The sequence below is a fragment of the Brucella sp. TWI559 genome (genome assembly GCF_039674265.1).
GTDB lineage: Bacteria > Pseudomonadota > Alphaproteobacteria > Rhizobiales > Rhizobiaceae > Brucella > Brucella chromiisoli.
Map to the genome: position 1 here is coordinate 613938 of NZ_JBDJNE010000001.1, position 22697 is coordinate 636634.

Below are 22697 nucleotides of genomic sequence, written 5' to 3' on the forward strand. Positions count from 1 at the left end.
TGAAATCAGAGTTTACTATCGGACGACCTCCAACAAAGTCTGATAAAAAGACACCCGAAGCAATTTGCTTCGGGTGTCTTTTTGTTATCAGAAGGAGAGACCATAGCCGCTGAGATCATCGGCAAGCTTGGGTGCGCTGGTAAAATGTACGGCCTGCCATCCGGCGGCTTTGGCGCCTTCAACATTGGCCGGACTATCATCGATGAAAAGCGTTGCCACCGGATCAAGATTGAAGCTTGTAACGTGGTGTTCGTAAATTTCGCGGTTTGGTTTCAATGTGCGGATGTCGCCTGAAACTGTGATGCCACGGCTTTCGTTGAGAAACGGAAAGCGCCCCTGTGCTTCGCGCAACACTGTCGTCATAAGAGTGTGGAACCATAAGGTTCCAGTTCCGACGAAACATCCGTATATTGTCGGTATGCTCAGGATGCTCTTCAATGAGAAGTGCTTCGGCGTCCTGCCAGCTTCGACCACGATCCTGTTCAATATTCCATTCACCGGTGCAGATATTGTCCAGAAACCAGCGACGCTCCGTTGGATCAGGAATCGCTTCGAGATAAGCGAGTTCCGGATCATAATGCAGCAGCACTTTGCCAATATCGAAAACAACGTGTTTAACCTGAGTGGTCAACGGTTTTTCCTCCCCCGTTTAAATGCCGTCGGAATTGCAGCACTGATCGCTTTTTTCATGACGGTTGGCAGTGCTTCGTCTTCAAGGTCTGAAGGAGCAGACCACCAGCCGTCCGTATCATTGCGTTTGAGTATATCGCTGACCGCATAGACGGAAAGGCGCAGCTCAAAATGTGTGAAAACATGGGTAATGCTGCCCGAGGACATCCAATCAGCTTCAAACGGTGCGGCATTGATCGTGACATCGCCATCAATGCGTGCGGTCCAATCACTGCCGGGGACTTCGGTCATCCCGGCAAGCAGGCCTTGGCCCTTGCGTTTGCGCAGCAAAATGGAGCCATCTCCCGCAATGGCAATGAATGCAGCTCCCACACGGATTGGTTTTTGAGCTTTTGGTGCTTTGACCGGAAATGTTTCAGGGTCGTGGGCCGCCAAGGCCTTGCAACCATCATTAACCGGGCAAATTGCGCAAGCTGGGCGACGTGGGGTGCAGATTGTTGCGCCCAAATCCATCACGGCCTGCGCGAAATCCCCGGGCCTGTCGTCTGGTGTCAGTTCTCCCATCAGCGCACGAATTTGGGTTTTTGCCGCGGGCAACGGCGTGTCGATGGTAAAGAGTCGAGAGACAACGCGCTCAACATTGCCATCAACCACGGCTGCCGGCTCTCCAAAGGCGATAGCCGCAATTGCTGCTGATGTGTATTCGCCTATACCTGGAAGTTCTTTCAATCCGGCTGCGGTCGACGGAAATTTCCCATTATATTTTGTTGCGATAATATCTGCGCATTTTTTGAGATTGCGTGCGCGCGAATAGTAACCCAGGCCCGCCCACGCGCGAAGAATATCGTCTTCGCTGGCATTGGCCATTGCCATAATATCCGGCCAACGCTCCACAAATTTTGTGAAATAAGATTTCACTGCTTCAACGGTTGTTTGTTGCAGCATGATTTCGGACAGCCAGACACGGTAAGGATCTGCTGTCATGCCCCGTGCGTTCTGCACTGGTGTTACGCGCCATGGCAGAATACGGTGATGGCGATCATACCAGTTGAGAATTGCCTTGGTACGGTCAGATTTGAGTGTTTTTAGCATAAATCCTGTTTGATCGTGTCTTAAAGTTAGCTCTGTGATTTATGATTAACGTTGAATTTGGGGAATTGATATAAAATTGAAGTGCATAGGATGCGGTGCTTTATAATCAACACGCCCATAGTGGTACAGGGCAGATGAATGTCAAAGAAAGATAACGCGTGAGCAGTTCAGTCCCGGTCTACGTCATTAATCTCGCGCGCTCTTCACAGCGCTGGGATGACGTGAAGCAAAGTGCCGATCAGTTTGGAATTGAACTGCGCCGGGTAGAGGCCGTAGAAGGCAAGCAGTTGAAAGCTGATGAACTCGGTAATTTTGATGAAGCTGGTTTCCGCCGCCGCCACGGAAAAATTGCTCTGCCTGCAGAAATCGGTTGTTATTTTAGCCATATCAAGGCTTTGGAAACAATTGCCGCAGCCCCGGAAGCCTACGCCGTCATTGCCGAAGACGATGTTCTTTTCACGCCGGATTTTTTACCGTTCATCTCCAGCGTATCAAAATTGCAAGGCTGGGATGTGATTAAACTCGTCAATCATCGCACAGCTGCCTATCGCCGTTTCAATCAGGTTGAAGGTGGTAATTCGATTGGGCGTTGCTTGCACGGCCCGTTGGGCAGTTCTGCCGCTTATCTTGTAACGCGAAAGGGAGCAATCAAATTGCTGGAAGCGATTAAACCAATGTCGCTGCCATATGATGTTGCCCTGGAGCGCGGCTGGGCAGGAGATTATGAGTTCTTTTTAACGGAGCAGCCTTTGGTTGCGCTTCGTCAAGTGGGGCTGTCAACGATTGCGGACGGCCGGAATACTTACGCCAAAGCGCGCTTGCCGGCCTATAAAAGGCTGAGCACACTCCTCTTTAGAACAACTGACTATATCAGGCGAATCGCCTACGCTTTGCGCATTAAGCGATTGGGAGTAGTGGATAGTTGAAGTTTTTTAAAAAGTCATTTCTGGTGAGGCGAAGAGTAGATGGCTGGGTCTTAGCGCTCGCGTCTGCGGCGATGCCGGTCCGTCTGGGTCTTGGACCAATTCTCCTTTTTGTTTTTTCATGTCTGGGCATTTATCTGGCTGCCGCCCGCCATAATACGACGCGGTTATTTGCGAAAAAATTCTATATTTTCATTCTTCTATATGCGGCTTGGTCGCTCGGACTTATTCTTTATAGGGGTGAGCCTTTTTCTGGCAATCGGCAGATTGGATACACGCTGCTTATAACCGTTTTTGCCTTTGCAGGCGCGGGCATGGTGCTGGTCAGAAACCCTTTGCGATCCTACGTGCTTGGTTCACGCGCCGGTATTATTCTGGCGGTGTTGGCGGTTATTTACCTTGTTCTGACCAAAGGCGGACGGATTGGCGTCGGAGGCAATGAAGCCGTATTTGCTTTTGTTGCAGGTGTTGCGGCGATTTCTGCCGCCATTCCGATTTCGCGGGCGCCACGCTATCTGCCAAATGGACCGCATTGGCTGGTACTTGGGCTTGCAGCGGTCCTCACATCGGAAACGCGCGCTGTCATTGTTGTTCTGCCGATATGCGCATTGGTCGAAATCGTGCTTTTCTTAAGAAAATACAGTCTCAGGCAGCAAGGTGCGGTCTATGTTGCACTGGCTGCGGCACTCGCAGCACTTATTGTTGTCGGGCCGGTTGGAGACACGCTTTCCAAGCGTTTTGCCGGAATGGTCGAATATTACGACAGCGGTGACAGCTCAAAATGGGAAGACAAACTCTCCGCCGATATTCGTGAAGTCATGTGGAAAAGTGCAGCCACAATAATCGGGCAACATCCGATAGCAGGCGTCGGCTCTTATTCCAAAATGGATATTGTCAGGCAGCAGGCTGGCGAACAAGCCCCCCTGCTTGCCGGCTTCCGTCATGTGCATAACACCGTGCTTGATGAGCTGCTGAATGACGGCATTGTTGGCCTGTTTTTTATGTTTTCAGCCTTTATCGCGATTTTTGTCTTTCTCTGGAAAACCGCGGACAGCTGGGCGATGCGGCGCGCGCTCATTTATTTCAGTTTCGTGTGCGCGAGTTATGGGATGTTGCATAATCCATTGTTGCATGAGGTCACGATCTCATCGGTCATGTTCTTCATTGCAGCTCTAAATGCGGCTGCGTCTCGCCGTGTCATGGCACTCCGCCGGGCAGGCCTCACAGATTATATTTGCGGGAAATGAAAACCATGAAAGCGATTGTGACGGGGGCGGCTGGCTTCATCGGCTATCACACCGCAGCGCGGCTTCTTAATGAAGGCTGGCAAGTTATTGGTATCGATAATCTCAATGATTATTATCAGGTCGATCTCAAGGAAACCCGTCTTACCAAGCTGCGTGCGCTTAGTGGCTTCCGCTTTGCGCAAGCTGATATTTCCGATGCAGAAGCTTTCAATGCTGCTATCGGAGCTGATCGTGATGTCGATGCGATCGTGCATCTCGCAGCACAGGCTGGTGTGCGTTATTCCATTGAAAACCCTGCTGCTTATGTTTCCGCCAATGTCATGGGACAGGTGACGGTATTTGAAGCCGCCCTCAAGCTCGATAAGCGTCCGCCGATTGTTTATGCCAGTTCGTCCTCGGTCTATGGCGCGAATGAAAAAATCCCATTTTCAGAAAGTGATGCTGTCGATCACCCGGTTTCGGTCTATGCAGCAACCAAGCGTTCGGGTGAGCTTCTGGCCTTTTCCTATAAGCATGTGCATGGACTTGCCTCGACGGGCTTACGCTTTTTTACGGTTTATGGTCCATTCGGACGCCCCGACATGGCGCCATGGCTGTTTACATCGGCGATCCTTAAAGGCGAACCGATCCGTGTTTTTAACAACGGCGAAATGCAGCGCGACTTCACTTTCGTCGATGATATCGTCAGTGGTGTGTTGGGCGCTGTAAAGCGGATCATCAAGCAACCTGAACAAACCGCACCGGTCTATAATCTTGGCAATAACCGGCCTGTTATGCTTAGCAATTTCATTGCGGCGATTGAAAAAGCATGCGGCAGAGAAGCGATCCGCAAGCTTGAACCAATGCCTGCAGCCGACGTTCCGCGCACCTATGCAGATATTACGCTTGCGGCGCGGGATCTTGGTTTCAACCCGCAAACCACGCTCGAGGAAGGCATTCCTCTGTTTGTCGATTGGTTTCGCGGCTATAATGGATTGCGATGAGAGAACCGAAATCAAAACGGGGCTTTCGCCCATTGGCTGATATGACGTCTGGTCTGATGGACCCGATGTTGCAGAAGCGTGCGGGGATTAATCTTTCACTGCTGCAATCCTGGGAAGATATTGTTGGGCCTGCAATCGGTGCTTCCTCCCGGCCTTTGCGAATTCTCTGGCCGCGCCGTCTGCATGATGACGATCCGTTTAGTCCTGCAACGCTGGTTATTGCTTGCGAAGGCTTTTCTGCGTTGCAGATCCAGCATGAGACAGGCGAAATCATCAGCCGCGTAAATGGTTTCCTTGGCTTCTCAGCCATTGGCCGCATCAAGATCGAGCAGAAGCCGCCTGCGCTTGATTTCAGGCGCAAGCCAAGGCGGCTGGTGCCTCTGGCACCTTCGGAAGAGCGCCGTATCGACAAGGCAACAGACGGGATTGAAGACGATGCCCTGCGCGCAGCATTGGCGCGTCTAGGCAAGAATATCCTCGCCGAAAAGCGCGCTACAAAGAAATGAGCGCCCTGCCATAAAATTGATGCATGGCTGGCGCTGAATTTCATTTGATTGCAACGGGGCTGGTGATTAATCGTTGGCCACCTTAAATTGGTCTCGAATATTAACATTGAAACAGGAATGGATGATTCGTATGCCTGCAACGCTTAATCGCAGACATGTTATTTCCCTTGCGGGGGCCGCTGCCGCGGGTATTGCTTTTGCTGGCAATGCGAGCGCGCAGTCACGCAGCGCTGATGCAAGTGTTGATGCTGCCAAGGTCGCTGAAGCCGGCAAGTTGAAGGACATGGTCTATGGCAAGGCCGATGCGCCTGTTACGATTGTTGAATATGCCTCGCTGACCTGCTCACATTGTGCAGATTTTGCTATCAACACCTTTCCCAAGATCAGAGAAAAATACATTGATACGGGCAAAGTGCGTTTGATTTTCCGCGAATTCCCGTTCGATCCGCGCGCAACAGCTGCTTTTATGCTTGCTCGCTGCGCGCCTGAAGATCGTTATTTCCCGATGATCGAAGTCTTCTTCAAACAGCAGCAACAATGGGCTGGTGCGGCTGATGGCGAAGCTGCATTGCTTCAGATCGCGAAACTTGCAGGTTTTACACAGGAGTCGTTCAAGGCTTGCTTGACGAACCAGCAACTTCTCGATGATGTGAGAGCAACCATGGAACGCGGATCGCAGGAATTTGGTGTGAATGCCACCCCAACTTTCTTCATCAACGGACAAAAATACGCTGGAGCCCTTTCGGTTGACGAGATGTCGGCAATCATTGACAAGCTGCTCTAAGCCGCCTTTCGGCATGAAAAGCGGACGCTTCATTGCGTCCGCTTTTTGCGTTTTTAAGCGGGGAGGATGCTGATGCGCTTCTCCAAGCTGCGTCTTGTCGGATTTAAATCCTTTGTCGAGCCGATGGAATTCGTCATTGAAGGCGGACTGACGGGCGTTGTCGGGCCCAATGGCTGCGGCAAATCCAATCTTGTTGAAGCGCTGCGCTGGGTGATGGGTGAAAACTCGTACAAGAATATGCGCGCTTCGGGCATGGACGACGTAATTTTTTCAGGCTCTGGCACGCGACCTGCGCGTAACACGGCGGAAGTCACCCTTTTCCTCGATAATTCCGACCGCACAGCGCCCGCAGCCTATAATGATCAGGATGAATTGCAGGTTTCACGCCGTATCGAGCGGGAGGCTGGTTCTGTTTATCGTATTAATGGTAAAGAAGCCCGCGCCAAGGATGTGCAGCTGCTCTTCGCTGATCAATCGACCGGCGCACGTTCGCCCTCTATGGTCGGTCAGGGCCGTATCGGTGAACTTATCCAAGCCAAGCCACAGGCGCGTCGCGCATTGCTGGAAGAGGCGGCGGGCATTTCCGGCCTCCATACCCGCCGTCACGAGGCTGAGTTGCGCCTTCGTGCAGCCGAAACCAATCTTGAGCGTCTCGAAGATGTGGTTGGTGAACTTGGCAGCCAGATTGAAAGCCTGAAACGTCAGGCGCGTCAGGCCAATCGCTTCAAAGCTTTGTCTGCTGATATTCGCCGCGCAGAGGCATCGTTGCTTCATTTGCGTTGGTCGCACGCCAAAACGCAGGAAGGTGAAGCACAAAGCGCGCTTGCACAGGCAACTTCGATTGTTGGCGATATGGCGCAGGCACAGATGAACGCTGCGCGTGATCAGGCCGTTGGCGCGCATAAATTGCCCGAACTGCGTGAGGCGGAAGCCAAAGCCGCGGCTGCTGTGCAGCGACTTTCCATTGCCCGTACACAGCTCGACGAAGAAGATGCTCGTATTCGCGCCCGCCGTGCCGAGCTTATGAAGCGGCTTGAACAGTTGACCGCCGATATTGCGCGCGAAGAACAATTGGTGCGCGAGAATGCTGATATACTGGCGCGTCTTGACGAGGAAGAGCAGGAGCTGATCGCCTCCAACGAGGCATCTGGTGAGCGTGATGAAGAATTGCGCGCGATCTTTGAAGAAGCAGAAATCCGCCTGCAGGACAGCGAAAACGCCTTGGCGCGGGTAACCTCGGAACGTGCGGAAGCTGCTGCCGAACGTAGCCAAATTGAGCGCGCGTTGCAGGAAACACAAAGCCGCCGTGACCGCCTGATCAGCCAGATTGATAATATTGAGCGTGATATTGCAGCGGTCGTCGAGCAGATCGGTGGATTGTTTGATCCTGCTGAAAAACGTCTTGCCGTTGAGACCGCCGTTGAAGCACTGGCGGCTTCAGAGGAGGCGGTGATTGCCGCTGAAGAACGTGTTGGCAGTGCGCGCGAACAGGAGATGACGAGCCGTCAGCCTTTGCATGAGGCGCGCACCGAGTTGAGCCGGATAGAGACCGAAGCGCAGACACTGGCGCGTATTCTCAATGCCGGTGAGACTGGCCAGTTTCCGCCCGTTGTTGAAGAATTGCAGGTTGAGAAAGGCTATGAAATAGCCCTTGGTGCGGCATTGGGTGAAGACCTTGATGCAGCAAGCGATAATGCTGCACCCGTCTATTGGGCCTATAATCCGGCACAGGAAGCTGATCCGTCTTTACCTTCCGGTTCAACGCCGCTTGATCAGATCGTAAAAGGGCCGCAGCAATTGCGCCGAAGACTGGCACAGGTTGGGGTCGTTTCCGAGAATGATGGACCGCGTTTGCAGGCATCGTTGCGCCCCGGTCAGCGGCTTGTCAGCAAGGCTGGTGCTCTTTGGCGCTGGGATGGCTATACGGCGAGCGCCGATGCGCCGACACCTGCCGCGCAACGGCTTGCACAAAAGAACCGTCTCGCTGAACTTGAGCAGGAAGCAATTCGCGCCGCCAGTCGCTTGTCTGATGCGGAGCAAGTGTTGCAGCGTTTTGAAACGGCCGTTCGTGAAGCCGTGGAGCATGAACGTGTTGCGCGCGATGCATGGCGCGCAAACCAGCGCAAGCTTGATGATGCACGCGAAGCGCTTTCTGCGGTTGAGCGGGCTGCGGGGCAACTGGCAACCAAGCGTGCCGGTTTGGAAGATACCAAAGCCCGTCTTGAGGAAAGCCTTGAGGAAGCACAGGTTCTGGTGGTTGAGGCCGAAGATCGGCTGAATGAAATGCCGGATATTGGCGTCATCAGCGAACGGCATTCTGTTTTTGCAGCACAGGTGCAGTCGGATCGTGCGAGGCTTGCGGAAGCCCGCGCTGCTTATGAAGGTCAGCGCCGTGAGGCGGATAATCGTTTGCGGCGTCTCTCCATGATCGGGCTTGAGCGCCGCAACTGGGCCGCGCGCGCGCAGAGTGCGCAGAGCCAAATTTCGGCCTTAAATGATCGCCGTGCGGAAACTGCGGACGAAGCGGAAGTCTTGGCTGAAGCGCCGGAAGAGATCGAAAGCCGCCGTCGTGCCTTGCTTAATGAGCTTTCGGAAGCTGATGAGCGCCGCAAGCGGGCTGCGGATATTCTCATTGAAGCTGAGGCCACCCAGGCAGAACTTGATAAGGTTGCGACCCTTGCCATCCAGCAGCTTGCAACCAGTCGCGAACAGCGTGCGCGTGCGGAAGAGCGACTGACGGCAGCCGAGGAACGCCGCAGGGATGCAGAAGCGCGTATTGCGGAGGCGCTCAACTGTGCGCCCCATGAGGCCATCAAACAGACCGGCCTCAAGCCAGAAGATCGCATGCCCGACCCCGATCAGATCGAACGCCAGCTTGAGCGACTGCGTATCGAACGCGAACGCCTTGGTGCGGTGAACTTGCGCGCGGAAGAGGAGAGCCAAGAACTCTCCGGGCGTCTTGATGCGATTGTTTCAGAACGTGAAGATGTGATCGAAGCGATCAAAAAACTGCGCCAGGCGATTCAGAGCCTCAACCGAGAAGGGCGTGAGCGGCTTCTGGCGGCTTTTGATGTTGTGAATGCGCAGTTCCAGCGCCTGTTCACCCATCTTTTTGGCGGCGGCACTGCGGAATTACAGCTCATTGAAAGTGATGATCCGCTGGATGCGGGGCTGGAAATTCTTGCACGTCCTCCCGGAAAGAAGCCACAAACGATGACGCTGCTTTCAGGTGGTGAACAGGCATTGACGGCCATGGCATTGATCTTTGCTGTCTTCCTGACCAATCCGGCTCCGATCTGCGTGCTGGACGAAGTGGACGCGCCGCTCGACGACCATAATGTCGAGCGCTACTGCAACTTGATGGACGAAATGGCGTCATCGACCGAAACACGGTTTGTCATCATTACGCATAATCCGATCACCATGGCGCGTATGAATCGCCTCTTCGGCGTGACAATGGGCGAGCAGGGCGTGAGCCAGCTTGTTTCGGTTGATCTGCAAACCGCAGAGCAATTGCGCGAAGCAAGCTGATATTACGTCATTTTAAGATCAGCGAGCCTTGTAGGTTACGCTGATTTTTGCACCTGTCAGCGCGTGTTGCGCAAGTGTATCCGGTTCCAGATCGTTGAGACTGATCGGCAAAGGCTTGTCGAAATCCACATCCATCGTGAAGAAGCCGGTTGGATGGGGCATGTCCCCAACAAAGCGCAGCAGCGCTTTTCGGGAATCCGCATTGATTTGACTGTCGGGCAACATTTCAATGCCTTTGCTTGCCACATCGCGCAGACGCGCAATATCGGCTTCCGGGTCGCTTTCACCCGTTTCGGAGGGCAATGCAGCGTAATTTGCAAGAACAGGCAGAGCGATGCTCTCCCATAGTCCTTGATTATCAAGGCGCAAGCGCAGATGAGAGAGCGTTGCGGTTGGATTAACGGTGAGCGAAGCAACTGACGAATCAACCGGCAGATTGATTTGCGCAGAAACTGAAGCCTTGCCAATCTTTAAACTGCTGATTTCCGCATTCTGAATGTGCAGATAACCACTCTGTGGGTTGAAGCGGTAAGACGCCGTAAAGTCCATCGGCCACTGCTGAATTGAGGTGATATAATCGGAAACCTTGTTGCCGCTTTGCAGCGTCATGCGCACACCGTCCACTGCGATGCGTCCCCATTGTGGTGCGGCTTTGCTCAAGTCAGGTGCTTCTGACAGATAATCCTGCAAGCGATCAGCTTCGAGGATTGCCCTGTCGATCGTCCAGCCCATAATGCGCATCGTGTGATAAACGCTGTTCGATACAATGCAGCCATCGGGGATATCTCTGACGGCATAATCCTTGCCAGGTGTGAGAAGGCTCATACCATTGAGGAATTCTTCACACCGGTTAAGCGGTGCATTCTCGGGTGAAGGCGCCGCTTTTTGCGCAAATGCTGATGTGGATGCAAGGGAGAGCAGAACGGCAGGGAGAATGAAGCGCATATCACCGAATTCTAATTTGAACGAAATAAGATGCGCTGCATCATTTCCATATGGGCGCCGCTGTCAACCAGCGACCATGATGTTGTTATGTCTCGCTCCAAACAGCAAGTTCATTACCCGCAGGGTCGGTGAAATGAAAACGACGACCGCCCGGAAATGCAAAAATCGGCTTCACAACTGTGCCACCAGCTTCTGTCACAGCCTTCAAAGTTTCTTCGAGTTGTGCTGAATAAAGGACAGGTAGGGGTTTGGGGGTTGCTTCCGGGTCGGCATCAAAACCACCATCCAATCCCTCCGCAAAAGCAGAATAGGTCGGGCCATAATCAACAAAGGACCAACCAAAAGCACGCGCATAAAAACTCTTTGCACTATCCAGTGATCCCTTGGCCGCAGGCATTTCAAGATAATCAAGTTTGCCGGTGATACGCATAGTCAACTCCAAATGTTCTATTTTTGTTCTTATTTCTGATCTAATCCGCCATCAGAGTCAAGCTGATGAGCTGGCTTTATCGTTGTCTAATCGATTCTATTACGATGCTTTGTCTTTTTTGATTGGCAGACAACGACTTGATCGCATAAGCACGAAGGTAATTTCTGCAGTTCTGTGGAAAAGCACAGACATTGCGGACCGTTACCTGCGCAAGGGAGGCCAGCATGGCAAAGTGGGTGTACGCATTCGGTGATGGCAAGGCAGAGGGTGCTGCGAGTGATCGCAACCTTCTCGGCGGCAAGGGGGCGAACTTGGCTGAAATGAGCAGCCTTGGTTTGCCTGTGCCGCCCGGCTTTACGATTACAACCGAAGTCTGCACCTCCTATTATGACAATGAGCGCTCCTATCCTGAGGAACTTGATCAGCAGGTGCAAAACGCGCTTGATCAGGTGGCTGCCTTGACCGGGCGCGTGTTCGGTGGCTCAGAAAAACCTTTGCTTGTATCGGTGCGTTCGGGTGCGCGAGCATCCATGCCGGGCATGATGGATACGGTTCTCAACCTCGGTCTCAATGATGAGACGGTGCAGGCGATTGCACGCGAAGCGGATGATGAGCGTTTCGCCTATGACAGCTATCGCCGTTTTATCCAGATGTATTCGGATGTCGTGCTTGGTGTTGATCACGGTTTCTTCGAAGAAATTCTTGAAGACAAAAAGGCAGATCTCGGTGTTGAAGTCGATACAGCTTTGAGCGCTGCCGACTGGAAAGACGTGATTGCACTTTATAAGGCGAAAGTTGAGGAAGAACTCGGCGCGCCTTTTCCGCAAGACCCGCGTGAACAGCTTTGGGGCGCGATCAGTGCCGTTTTCTCAAGCTGGATGAATGCACGCGCCATCACCTATCGTCGCCTGCATAGCATCCCGGCCCAATGGGGTACGGCGGTGAATGTTCAGGCCATGGTGTTTGGCAATATGGGTGAAACCTCTGCAACGGGTGTTGCCTTCACACGTAACCCTTCGACCGGCGAAAAGAAGCTCTATGGCGAGTTTCTGGTCAATGCGCAGGGCGAAGATGTTGTTGCAGGCATTCGCACGCCGCAGAACATCACTGAAGAAGCGCGCATTGCTGCCGGTTCCGACAAGCCTTCGCTTGAAAAAGTTATGCCGGAAGCCTTTGGCGAATTTTTGAAAGTCGCAGATCGGCTTGAACAGCATTATCGCGATATGCAGGATTTGGAATTCACCATCGAGCGCGGCAAGCTCTGGATGTTGCAAACCCGCTCCGGCAAGCGCACGGCAAAAGCAGCACTCAAAATGGCTGTTGAAATGGTCGCAGAAGAGCTGATTACCGAAGAAGAAGCTGTGTTGCGTATTGATCCGGCGGCACTTGATCAGCTTTTGCATCCGACCATTGACCCGCGTGCCGAGCGCATCGTCATAGGCCAGGGCTTGCCCGCTTCTCCCGGGGCTGCCACGGGCGAAATTGTGTTCTCGTCCGAAGATGCGGAGCAGGCAAAAGCTGAAGGCCGCAATGTCATTCTGGTGCGTGTTGAGACAAGCCCGGAAGACATTCACGGAATGCACGCTGCTGAAGGTATTCTCACCACACGCGGTGGTATGACCAGCCACGCGGCTGTGGTCGCGCGCGGCATGGGCAAGCCATGTGTCTCGGGCGCGGGTTCGTTGCGAGTTGATTATCGCAACGGCACGATGCTTGCTGCCGGGCAAATCTTTAAAAAAGGTGACATCATCACTGTCGATGGTGGGAGTGGTCAGGTGCTGAAAGGCGCTGTTGCCATGTTGCAGCCCGAACTGTCTGGTGATTTTGGCAAGCTCATGGAATGGGCCGACAAGACTCGCCGCATGAAGGTGCGCGCCAATGCGGAAACGCCTGCCGATGCCCGCACAGCACGCTCGTTTGGCGCCGAAGGCATCGGGCTTTGCCGCACCGAACACATGTTCTTTGAGGGCGAACGCATTATCGCGATGCGCGAAATGATTCTTGCTGACAAAGAGGATGGCCGCCGCACTGCTTTGGCCAAACTTCTGCCAATGCAGCGCTCGGATTTTGTTGAACTGTTTGAGATCATGAAGGGGTTGCCTGTCACAATCCGCTTGCTCGATCCGCCATTGCATGAGTTTCTTCCGCGCACCGATGAGGAAGTTGCAGAAGTGGCAAGCGCCATGGGTGTAGACGCGGGTAAACTGCGTGAACGTGCCGATAGTCTTCACGAGTTCAATCCGATGCTTGGCCATCGCGGTTGCCGTCTGGCTATCTCCTATCCGGAAATCGCTGAAATGCAGGCGCGTGCAATCTTTGAAGCCGCCGTTGAAGCGGGCAAGAAAACCGGCGAGCCGGTGGTGCCGGAGATCATGGTGCCGCTGGTCGGTCTCAAGGCAGAGCTCGATTTCATCAAGGCCCGCATCGATGCGGTGGCAAAAGAAGTTATTGGCGAGTCCGGCGTGCAGATCGACTATATGGTCGGCACGATGATCGAATTGCCGCGCGCAGCCCTTCGGGCAGCTGAAATTGCCGAAACCGCAGAGTTCTTCTCTTTTGGCACCAACGATCTCACGCAGACCACTTTTGGCATTTCACGTGATGATGCAGCGCCGTTCCTTTCGACCTATCAGAGCCGAGGCGTGATCGAACAGGACCCGTTTGTTTCATTGGATTTCGATGGTGTGGGCGAGCTGATCCAGATTGCAGCCGAGCGTGGTCGCAAAACACGCGACAAACTCAAGCTGGGGATTTGTGGCGAACATGGCGGCGATCCGGCATCAATCAGTTTCTGCGAGCAAACAGGCCTTGATTACGTGTCCTGTTCGCCATTCCGCGTGCCGATTGCACGGCTTGCAGCCGCCCAAGCCGCAATTCGCAATAAATAGTTACCACATTTCGGCTATGATTCTGGCATTTAAGCGGGCAGCTTATTGCCAGAATTCTATGTGCCGGGGTGGCTATGTTTCGTTTTTTGTCAGCGGCGGGGGCCGCGCTCGTTTTTTCTTGCTCTGTGGCCAGCGCTTCTGATGCATCGCCAAAGACGGATAAACATGAGAAAATCAGCATCGTTGAGCCGCAATTGCATATCGCAAAAGGCGGTTCGGCTGCGCCGCAGGTTGCACTGACCCTTGATGCTTGCATGGGGAAGACGGATCACCGTATTCTTGATGTGCTGGTGCGGAACCGCATTCCGGCAACAATTTTTGTAACCGCGCGCTGGTTGAAACAAAATGCGGAAGCTTTTGCGGTGATGAAAGCCCATCCTGATCTTTTCGATATTGAGAACCACGGCAACATGCATGTGCCAGCCATCACCAATGTGCCGACCATGTACAATATTAAAACGGCAGGCTCACTGGATGCCGTTCGCTCTGAAATTGACGGTGGTGCCGATGCGATCGTGCAATCAGGTGCATCGAAACCGCTCTGGTATCGCGATGCAACGGCCCGTTATTCGACAGATGCGATTAAATTTGCACAAAGCAGGGGCTATAAAATCGGTGGTTACTCGCTCAATGGCGATCAGGGCGCATCGCTGCTTGCGCCCGTCGTTGCCCGGCGCATTTCAGCCGCACGCGATGGCGATGTGATTATTGCACATATCAATCAGCCCACGCGTTCGGCAGGCGAAGGCGTTGCCAAAGGCATTCTTGCACTTCAAGCCAAAGGCATGAAGTTTGTAAAGCTAAGAGATGTCGAGACAACCATGACACTCAATCCGGTGCCCGCACATCATCTTCATGTGGACGCAGTTCCGCAACCGGACAATTGATAGACAAGGTTCATTCGCCGTTGATCGGACCTTGAGGCGTCAGGCTTTTCATGACCTCTGCATAATTGCGGCCAAGACTGACGAAAAGAGCATTTTCGCCGGTGGGCGGCGCAACGGAAAGCGTTGTCCCATCATTTCCCAAAGTCACAAAAACAACCTGATCCTGTGGCTGGCCGGCAATCGCGATGGCACCGATGCGCTGAGCCGTACTCGTATCGAGCGCAGGCATGTTGAAAAGCACTTCGCCACCCACCCGCTCTGCGGCTTTGGCAAGAGCTGTGTCAAATCCTTCAATCAAAACGTCGATGGCTCCGAGCGCAAATTCCAGCTCGACGGCCTCCAGGGTCATGACTTCCTGCTCGGAGGCAGCAATGCTGGATGTGGCTGATGAATGGCCATTATGAAGGTTTCGATCCATGTCGTCCTTTCCGACGAATCCGATAAACGCCCCATATACGCGATCATGCCCTCCATTAGGAGTTGCTACAATGATTTTTATATTGATTTAGCTATATTTTTTAAGCGCATTTTTTATAACTGGACGAATTGCCAGTGTGACGCCCGCCTTTTTCTTTTGCGCCAAGGCAGTCTCTGTTATGCATGAGACTGCGGTTTTCAAATCATTCTGGGGCGTTGCATGAGGAAACTTCGTTATCAACGCAGGCAGTCACGTTCCGCAATATGGGCATTGCGGTTCGGTATATTTGCCTTTGTGCTCTCCGTACTTGGCCTCTTACTGCACAGGTTTGGCAAGCTTGAAACACCACACTTCGTTCTCATTGCTACTCTTGGTGCAGTGATTGCAATATTGGCTTTGCTATGCGCAGCCAAAGGACTGCGCAATCTCTGGGTCAATGGAGATAAAGGCGGCGCGCGCTCCTTTTGGGCGGGGTTTCTGGCGTTTTCAGTTTTTTTGCCGGTCTGCTTTGTGGGTAATCTTTGGTATGGCTCGGCACGCATTTTTGATGTGACAACCGATTTTGAGATGCCGCCACAATTTCCATCAACGATGCCGCAGCGTTTGGCCGGGATGAACCCGCTCTCAGAGGCCGTTCAGGGGGACATGCTGGGACAGATGGCGGCTTATCCCGATGTGATCGGACGCCGCTATGAAGCTGCGCCTGATCGTGTGGCGCAAGCTGTTGTCAATACGCTCAAAGCTTTTAGCTGGGGGCAAATTGGCCGTGATATTCCCTTGTCACAACAAAACGCGATCCGTTTTGCTGTGATTGCGCATAGTCCAATTCTTGGCCTGAAAAGCGATGTGGTGATCCGGCTGCTTGACGAAGGCGAAACCACCTATGTTGATATGCGGTCTTTATCACATTATGGCGATCGCGACATGGGGCTGAACGCAGCTTTCATTACGCAGTTTTTGAGCGCACTTGAGGGAGAGGTCAACAAAGCGCCTGCTGATGCTGAATAATTACTTTGGCTGATAAATACCGTTAAGCGAGGGATTGCCGTCGGTGGTGATTTCATTGCGCCCCACAAGGTCTTCAAGGTGCGCGAGCACCGACAAGGCGGCCGCACCATGCAGACGCGGATCGGTGTCGCGATAAATGGCCTTGACCATATCGGGAATGGTGCGATCGCCTTGCACGATCCGCTCCAGTATTGCGCGCTCCCGCATTTTGCGATGTGTGCGAAGACCACGCACAAAAGCTGCGGGTTTGGTAACAGCGCCACCATGACCGGGCAGATAGATACGATCATCACGCTCCAGCAGCTTTTCAAGTGACGCCATATAGTCGCTCATGGAGCCATCCGGCGGTGCTACAATCGAGGTCGCCCACGCCATGACATGATCGGCAGAAAACAGAACATCCGAGTCCTCAAGGGCAAAGGCCATGTGATTGGCGGCATGGCCGGGCGTGTGTATGCCACGCAAAACCCAGCCGTCACCATCGACTTTTTCGCCATCCGCCAAGGCCAGATCAGGAGCAAAATCAGTATCCGCACTGGCTTCGAGCAGATTCACTTCGCCGTTGTGATAAGGTCGGGCCGAGCGATGCGGACCTTCAGCAACGATAAGCGCGCCGGTCTGCTCTTTTAAGCGCTTGGCGAGCGGCGAGTGGTCGCGATGTGTGTGGCTCACAAAAATATGGCTCACCGGACGGTTACCAATTGCTGCCAGAAGGGCCTGAAAATGCGCCTCATCTTTCGGGCCCGGATCGATGATGGCAAGGGTATCCGTTCCGATGAGGTAGCTGTTGGTGCCATGAAATGTGAAAGCGCTCGGATTATTTGCGGTCAGGCGTAAAATATCTTTACTCAAGGCAATCGGAGTTCCATATTCAGGAGAGAAATGACCGTCGAAATCCAGCGCCATTGAATGGTCCAATGCTTCTTTGGTTTTATTGCCTGAATTGATTAGAATTTATAATGTCAGGTTTCAAATGGATTATCTGGTTTTGCAAACCGGAACGCCCAGTCTAAGGAGTGAGATAAAAATGCAGAACAGATCTCGGGCCAAAGCCGCCACCGCATCACTCGCCGCCAGCTATCTGCCCACAGGGCAATTGGCACGGGCTTTCTATTTTGTCTCGCTTGCCCTGATCGGCACCGCTGTGCTGACCATATCGGCAAATATCAAGGTCGATCTTCTTTATGTGAACGTGACGATGCAGACCTTTGCGCTTTTTGCGCTTTCGGCGGTTTATGGATCGCGTCTTGCTGTCGCAACGGTAGCGCTTTATCTGCTTGAAGGCGCACTCGGTATGCCGGTTTTCACCGGAACGCCTGAAAAGGGTATTGGCCTTGCCTATATGGTCGGCCCGACTGGCGGCTATCTTCTTTCCTATCTTGTTGCTGCATGGATGATCGGTCGCGCTGCCGACAAGGGATTGGCCCGTAATCCTTTGGCGCTGGGTGGTGTGATGCTGCTTGCCGAACTCGTTGTGCTTGTCATGGGTGCCGGTTGGATGGCTTATCTCTTTGGTCTTGAAAAAGGCATTGCCTTTGGCTTCGGCGTTTTCATTGTCGGTGATCTGATCAAGCTCGCGCTTGCGGCCTGTGGCGTTCCAGCTGTGAGCGCCTTGTTCAAGCGCTGACAGATCCAGACCGCTGCAAATTTGAAAGGCCGGGTGACAATCCCGGCCTTTTTCATCTTTCTGTTGAAACTGCTTCGCGATTGACAATGCTTTGGATGCGACGCTTTGCTATGCAAGATGCGTTCAGTGACTGGGGGAGGGTTGAGTGAAGTTTGAAGTGCTGGAGGTTGAGCGGCTGACAAAGGCCGCTTTCGCGCCTTTTGGGGATGTGATTGAAGTGGAGGGGGCAGAGCGCCGTCTTATCAACAATGGCACAACGGAACGCTTTCACGATCTGGCCCGCGTTGAGGCGGCGGGCACCCATGCGCGTGTTCTGATCAATATATTTCGCGGTCAGTTTTTTAAGCTACCCATCGATATTGTCATGCTGGAGCGGCATCCATTTGGTTCGCAGGCTTTTGTTCCGCTCAATAGCAGGCCGTTTCTCGTGGTTGTCGCCGAAGATAATGATGGCAAGCCTGACCGACCACGCGCATTTCTGGCGCGGGGTGATCAGGGTGTCAATTACTGGCGCAATGTCTGGCATCATCCGTTGGTGTCTCTCGAAGAGACATCGGATTTTCTTATTGTTGACCGCGCGGGCAGTGAAGATAATCTGGAGGAATATTTCCTGTCGGATGTTACCTACCGCATAGAGACAATTCCGGCTCCTGAAAAGCAAATCTGAGGTGAACCATGGGCAAGCTATCCACACATGTTCTAGATACGGCCCATGGCAGCCCGGCGGCGGCAATGCGTTTAGAGCTTTACAGGCTTGGTGCTTTGGGAAGCACTGAGCTGATTAAGCGCACGGTCACCAATCTGGATGGTCGTACGGATGAGCCATTACTCAGTGGCAGTGAGATGCAGGAAGGCACTTACGAATTGCAGTTTCACGTCGCTGAATATTTCGAGGGGCGTGGCGCCGATGTTGCCAATCCTCCTTTTCTCGATCTGATCCCGATCCGCTTCGCAATCGCAGATGAAGACGGCAATTATCACGTGCCTCTGCTGGTGAGCCCCTGGTCTTATTCCACATATCGTGGGAGCTGACTTATCCCCATCATCAGGCAAGCGATTAAGCTCCTCGCATTGTTACCGCGAGGAGTTTTTCATGGATCAGACACCCAATCTCAAACTTCCCTATATTGCGCCCAGTCAGGCACAGAAACACGTGACCCATAATGAGGCGCTGCGATTGCTGGATGCAGTTGTACATCTGAGCGTGAAATCACGCACGCAAACCGGTGCGCCTGCAACACCTTTATCCGGTGAACGATATATCGTTGCAGCACCTGCCGCAGGGCTGTGGGCAGGCAAGGCCGGTATGATCGCCGTCTTCGTTGATGGCAGCTGGTCTTTTATTGCTGTGGCAAAAGGCTGGCTGGCTTATGTTGAAGATGAAAGCAACCTGCTGGTGTTTAACGGCACGCAGTGGGAAGGCGCAAGTTCCATCCCGGAACGTCTTTCTCTGTCCATGCTGGGCATTCAAGCGACGGCTGACGCGACCAACCGTTTTGCACTCTCTTCAGAGGCAAGTCTGTTTAATAATGCCGGCGCAGGGCATCAGGTAAAAGTTAATAAAAACACCTCCGCTGACACCGCAAGCCTGTTGTTTCAGTCAGGCTGGACTGGACATGCCGAGATGGGCCTGAGTGGTGACGATAATTTCAGCATCAAGGTTGGCAATGATGCCGGCAACTGGCGCGTCGCGGTGAAGGTTGACCGGGAAACCGGCAATGTTGCAGTGGGGGCAATGTTGCCGACAACCCGCCTGCATGTTGATGGGCCCGTTCGCCCTGCGTCCTATCCGGTGTTCGGATTGCCATCTGCTTCTCAACACGGTGCCGGAGCCATTGTTTTTGTGAACAACGCGAGCGGCGGTGCGCAAATGGCTTATTCAGATGGAACAGTCTGGCGCAGTATTCGTACCGGCAATATGATCATATAAGTTTCTGCTTCATGGGCGGCGCGGTGGTTTTACCGCCCCTTTTTCCTCTTCGATATTGTATTGGTCATTCTGTGCAATCAAATGCTTTTGAAATATGGAAATATCACTGTATTCACTTATCAGCGAGTTGGTTTTTCGGGCCTCTTTGGGTGAGATGCTGTAAAGGCTCTTAAATGCTTTGGTAAACTGGCTTGTATTCTGAAAACCACAACGATAGGCGATTTCTTTAAACGAAAGCTGCTTGCCCTGTATTTCAATCAATAGTTGATAAGCAAGATCAAGCCGTTTGTCTCGAATGACTTTTGCCACGCCGCCATCTGCCTCGAAAGCTCGATAAAGATGTGAGCGCGAGACGTGAAAATGCTGCTGGATAGACCTTGGCTTTAGGGCAGAATTGGTCAGGTTATCATCAATATATGCCAGAATCCGATGTCGCATGGTCAGTTTCATGGCTACGCTGTTTGTTAATTCTTGTTGCGTGCCGTTAATGCAGGAAGCCAAAAGTGTTAGCATCGCCTCTCTGGCAGCCGTTGCTTCGGTTGCATTGAGCTGTGAACTGATATTGATCATATCCTTCACATAGTTAAACAGTAAAATCGTTGTTGGGGATTGCGCTTTAAGGACGGAACCATCCAACTTTCTCCATCCGGTGCGCTTTTCCAGCTCATGTTTTGGGATGAGAACTGTGATCCGCCCATCTGTTTCAGTGCTGCTTGATACCACCTGCGATAAATTGAGAAGAATAATATCACCCGGATGAGCGAAAACCTCTATGCCGTTAAAACTTCCGTGCAGCGTTCCCGCCAGAATGATGTGAAGAATATAATGGTCAAGTCCATTATTCGTGATCAGTCTTTCGGCGCATTGATCGCTTTGCTTGTTAAAATTTGTGCTGCCCAACAGCAGCGATTCCATCGTTTTTTCGCGTAAAACTCCGCGAAAGCCTTTCAAATGAGGGCCGGTGTTTTTAGGCGCCTCATAATTGGCTTTAAATGCATCAACCCCAAACTTATCTCGGCCTTGGGAATACTCCATGTTCATCGATAAAAAGAGTTCAATATCCATCTCAATCCCATCTAAACTTAATTAGAACATGTGGATAAGCAAAAATTTAAGATTTCGAAGCAAATATATGGATGCTGATTTGAGTATATATAAAAAAGTAAAAGATTCGCTAGTGTGAATAAAATATTTTATATGAAGTATTCATTTATTCTAAATAATAATATTTTAATTAACTTATATTTACGTGCTTAAAATTAAGGTTTATTGATCGTTTTAAATAAAAAATGATCGCATCAAATCAAGCGCCTGCATTTCTGGCTGGGTTTTGTTCTGATGCGATCAAGAAAAGCGACGAAAATATAGAATTCGTCACGTCAGATTTAATAAGGGCTTTCGACCTTGCCCATTTCCACATAGACGGTCTTGATCTGGCTATAATGGGTCAATGCTGCAATGCCGTTTTCACGGCCAAAACCCGATTGTTTATAGCCGCCAAAAGGCACTTCGACCGGCGTAAGATTATAGGCATTGATCCAGCAGGTGCCTGCTTTGATCTGGCCAATCACGCGATGACCGCGGGCGATGTCAGCGGTGAAAACACCTGCCGCCAGGCCAAATTCGCTATTATTGGCACGCGCGATCACCTCTTCTTCGTCAGAGAATTCCAGAATACTCATGACTGGACCAAAAATTTCCTCACGCGCAATGGTCATCATGTCGGTAACACCCGTGAAGACCGTTGGCTCAATAAAATAGCCTTTATCAAAGCCCTGAATTTTTGGAATGCCGCCGCCACAGGCGAGCGTGGCACCTTCGGCTTTGCCCTTTTCAATGTAGGACAGAACCTTGTCGCGTTGTGTGCCATTGACGAGCGGACCCATCTGGGTTGCTTCATTCAGAGGGTCGCCAATGCGGATTTTGCGGGTGCGCCCAACAAGACGTTCGATAAAGACGTCCTGAATGTTTTTATGTACGAAAACACGTGTGCCGTTGGAGCAAACCTGTCCTGTGGAATAGAAATTACCCAGCATCGCGCCGCCAATGGCACTCTCAATATCGGCGTCATCAAAAACGATGATCGGTGATTTCCCGCCAAGTTCCATCGTGACATGTTTGAGCTGTTCGCCAGCCTGCGACATGATTTTTTTGCCGGTCGGAACCGAACCAGTCAGCGAAACCTTTGCTGTCAGACGGTGATTGACAAGTGCGGCACCGACATCGCCAAAACCTTGCACCACATTGAATAGGCCGTCGGGGAGGCCAGCCTCCTTATAGGCTTCCGCCAGCGCGAGGGCAGAAAGAGGGGTGTTTTCCGATGGCTTGAAGATGAAGGCATTGCCCATGGCGAGTGCTGGCGCGGATTTCCATGCGGCGATCTGGATTGGATAATTCCATGCGCCGATCCCAACGCAGATACCGAGCGCTTCGCGACGTGTATAGGCAAACGAGCCACCAAGCTCTACGAATTCACCATTGAACCCGGAAATGACACCGCCAAAAAACTCCAGCGCATCGGCGGCTGACGCAGCATCCGCTACCAGTGTTTCCTGTAGCGCTTTGCCGGTATCAAGTGTCTCAAGCTTGGAGAGTTTTTTGTTTTTTTCGCGCAGAATTTCAGCCGTGCGGCGCAAAATGCGGCCTCGCTCTACGGGCTTTAGTGCCGCCCATTCGCCCTGCGCTTTCAATGCTGCTGCATAGGCGCTCTCGATGACGTCCGGTGTTGCTGAATAAAGCTTTGCAATTTCTTCGCCCGTTGCCGGATATATGACTGAAAGCGGCTTGCCAGCTTTATCGTCCACGAATGCACCGCCGATGAAATGCGAGGCTTTGGGTTGAACTTTCATACTATTCTCCTCGAAGTTC

20 protein-coding genes and 1 pseudogene are annotated in these 22697 nt (G+C 52.4%); 13 read left to right on the forward strand and 8 right to left on the reverse strand.

All coding sequences use genetic code 11. The features are described 5' to 3' along the window. Positions 1–87: 87 nt before the first annotated feature. Both ABE530_RS02875 and mutY read right to left on the reverse strand, forming a co-directional pair. Positions 88–631: pseudogene (locus ABE530_RS02875) on the reverse strand (HAD-IA family hydrolase). Then, the gene (gene mutY / locus ABE530_RS02880) at positions 628–1722 is read right to left on the reverse strand and encodes an A/G-specific adenine glycosylase (protein ID WP_499693513.1); all 1095 of its coding nucleotides are present in this window, start codon (positions 1720–1722) and stop codon (positions 628–630) included. Before mutY ends, ABE530_RS02875 begins: the two are co-directional and overlap by 4 nt. Before the next feature lie 158 nt (positions 1723–1880). On the opposite strand from mutY, the gene ABE530_RS02885 reads away from it, so the two are divergent. The 6 genes from ABE530_RS02885 (at position 1881) to smc (ending at position 9696) form a co-directional block, all read left to right on the forward strand. Then, positions 1881–2648, forward strand: coding sequence for a glycosyltransferase family 25 protein (locus tag ABE530_RS02885; RefSeq protein WP_499693514.1), 768 nt, complete (start codon positions 1881–1883; stop codon positions 2646–2648). Further along, the gene (locus tag ABE530_RS02890) at positions 2645–3892 is read left to right on the forward strand and encodes an O-antigen ligase family protein (protein ID WP_265983136.1); all 1248 of its coding nucleotides are present in this window, start codon (positions 2645–2647) and stop codon (positions 3890–3892) included. Before ABE530_RS02885 ends, ABE530_RS02890 begins: the two co-directional genes overlap by 4 nt. A gap of 5 nt (positions 3893–3897) precedes the next feature. Continuing rightward, positions 3898–4875, forward strand: coding sequence for an SDR family NAD(P)-dependent oxidoreductase (locus tag ABE530_RS02895; protein WP_499693515.1), 978 nt, complete (start codon positions 3898–3900; stop codon positions 4873–4875). Further along, the gene (locus ABE530_RS02900) at positions 4872–5381 is read left to right on the forward strand and encodes a DUF721 domain-containing protein (RefSeq protein ID WP_499693516.1); all 510 of its coding nucleotides are present in this window, start codon (positions 4872–4874) and stop codon (positions 5379–5381) included. The genes ABE530_RS02895 and ABE530_RS02900 overlap by 4 nt, the downstream gene beginning before the upstream one ends. 130 nt (positions 5382–5511) lie before the next feature. Beyond that, positions 5512–6165: a DsbA family protein gene (locus ABE530_RS02905; RefSeq protein ID WP_499693517.1), complete on the forward strand. Its 654-nt coding sequence runs from the start codon at positions 5512–5514 to the stop codon at positions 6163–6165. Between the two features lie 72 nt (positions 6166–6237). Continuing rightward, the gene (gene smc, locus ABE530_RS02910) at positions 6238–9696 is read left to right on the forward strand and encodes a chromosome segregation protein SMC (protein ID WP_499693518.1); all 3459 of its coding nucleotides are present in this window, start codon (positions 6238–6240) and stop codon (positions 9694–9696) included. Positions 9697–9714: 18 nt separating this feature from the next. Here the strand turns inward: smc and ABE530_RS02915 are convergent, their stop codons facing one another. Beyond that, positions 9715–10641, reverse strand: a complete 927-nt coding sequence (locus tag ABE530_RS02915) for a hypothetical protein (protein WP_499693519.1) — start codon at positions 10639–10641, stop codon at positions 9715–9717. Between the two features lie 85 nt (positions 10642–10726). After that, positions 10727–11071 (reverse strand): VOC family protein, encoded by a 345-nt coding sequence (locus ABE530_RS02920; protein ID WP_265983142.1) that lies wholly within the window; start codon positions 11069–11071, stop codon positions 10727–10729. A 224-nt stretch (positions 11072–11295) separates the two neighbouring features. Between ABE530_RS02920 and ppdK the strand changes: the two genes are divergently transcribed. Together ppdK and ABE530_RS02930 are read left to right on the forward strand one after the other, a co-directional pair. Next, a complete protein-coding gene (ppdK, locus tag ABE530_RS02925) occupies positions 11296–13959 on the forward strand; it encodes a pyruvate, phosphate dikinase (RefSeq protein ID WP_499693520.1) in 2664 nt (887 codons plus the stop codon). Positions 13960–14033: 74 nt separating this feature from the next. Beyond that, positions 14034–14846, forward strand: coding sequence for a polysaccharide deacetylase family protein (locus ABE530_RS02930; RefSeq protein WP_499693521.1), 813 nt, complete (start codon positions 14034–14036; stop codon positions 14844–14846). Between the two features lie 10 nt (positions 14847–14856). On the opposite strand, the gene ABE530_RS02935 is transcribed toward ABE530_RS02930, so the two are convergent. Beyond that, positions 14857–15264, reverse strand: a complete 408-nt coding sequence (locus tag ABE530_RS02935; protein WP_265983145.1) for a hypothetical protein — start codon at positions 15262–15264, stop codon at positions 14857–14859. A 219-nt stretch (positions 15265–15483) separates the two neighbouring features. Between ABE530_RS02935 and ABE530_RS02940 the strand changes: the two genes are divergently transcribed. After that, positions 15484–16272: a DUF1499 domain-containing protein gene (locus tag ABE530_RS02940; RefSeq protein WP_499693522.1), complete on the forward strand. Its 789-nt coding sequence runs from the start codon at positions 15484–15486 to the stop codon at positions 16270–16272. Here ABE530_RS02940 and ABE530_RS02945 read toward each other — a convergent pair whose 3' ends face one another. Then, complete coding sequence (locus tag ABE530_RS02945) at positions 16273–17178, reverse strand: MBL fold metallo-hydrolase (RefSeq protein WP_499693523.1); 906 nt, start codon at positions 17176–17178, stop codon at positions 16273–16275. It abuts the gene before it with no gap. 121 nt (positions 17179–17299) lie between these two features. Here ABE530_RS02945 and ABE530_RS02950 point away from each other — a divergent pair, with 121 nt between their 5' ends. The 4 genes from ABE530_RS02950 (at position 17300) to ABE530_RS02965 (ending at position 19829) form a co-directional block, all read left to right on the forward strand. Then, a complete protein-coding gene (locus ABE530_RS02950; protein WP_265983148.1) occupies positions 17300–17899 on the forward strand; it encodes a biotin transporter BioY in 600 nt (199 codons plus the stop codon). A gap of 145 nt (positions 17900–18044) precedes the next feature. Continuing rightward, positions 18045–18566, forward strand: coding sequence for an ureidoglycolate lyase (locus tag ABE530_RS02955; RefSeq protein ID WP_499693524.1), 522 nt, complete (start codon positions 18045–18047; stop codon positions 18564–18566). Between the two features lie 8 nt (positions 18567–18574). Continuing rightward, on the forward strand, positions 18575–18931 hold the full coding sequence (gene uraH, locus ABE530_RS02960; RefSeq protein WP_265983150.1) for a hydroxyisourate hydrolase: 357 nt from the start codon (positions 18575–18577) through the stop codon (positions 18929–18931). Positions 18932–18992: 61 nt separating this feature from the next. After that, positions 18993–19829 (forward strand): DUF2793 domain-containing protein, encoded by an 837-nt coding sequence (locus tag ABE530_RS02965; protein WP_499693525.1) that lies wholly within the window; start codon positions 18993–18995, stop codon positions 19827–19829. A gap of 9 nt (positions 19830–19838) precedes the next feature. Here the strand turns inward: ABE530_RS02965 and ABE530_RS02970 are convergent, their stop codons facing one another. Next, complete coding sequence (locus tag ABE530_RS02970) at positions 19839–20894, reverse strand: helix-turn-helix domain-containing protein (protein ID WP_499693526.1); 1056 nt, start codon at positions 20892–20894, stop codon at positions 19839–19841. 320 nt (positions 20895–21214) lie between these two features. Further along, on the reverse strand, positions 21215–22678 hold the full coding sequence (gene betB, locus ABE530_RS02975) for a betaine-aldehyde dehydrogenase (protein WP_499693527.1): 1464 nt from the start codon (positions 22676–22678) through the stop codon (positions 21215–21217). Positions 22679–22697: the final 19 nt, after the last annotated feature.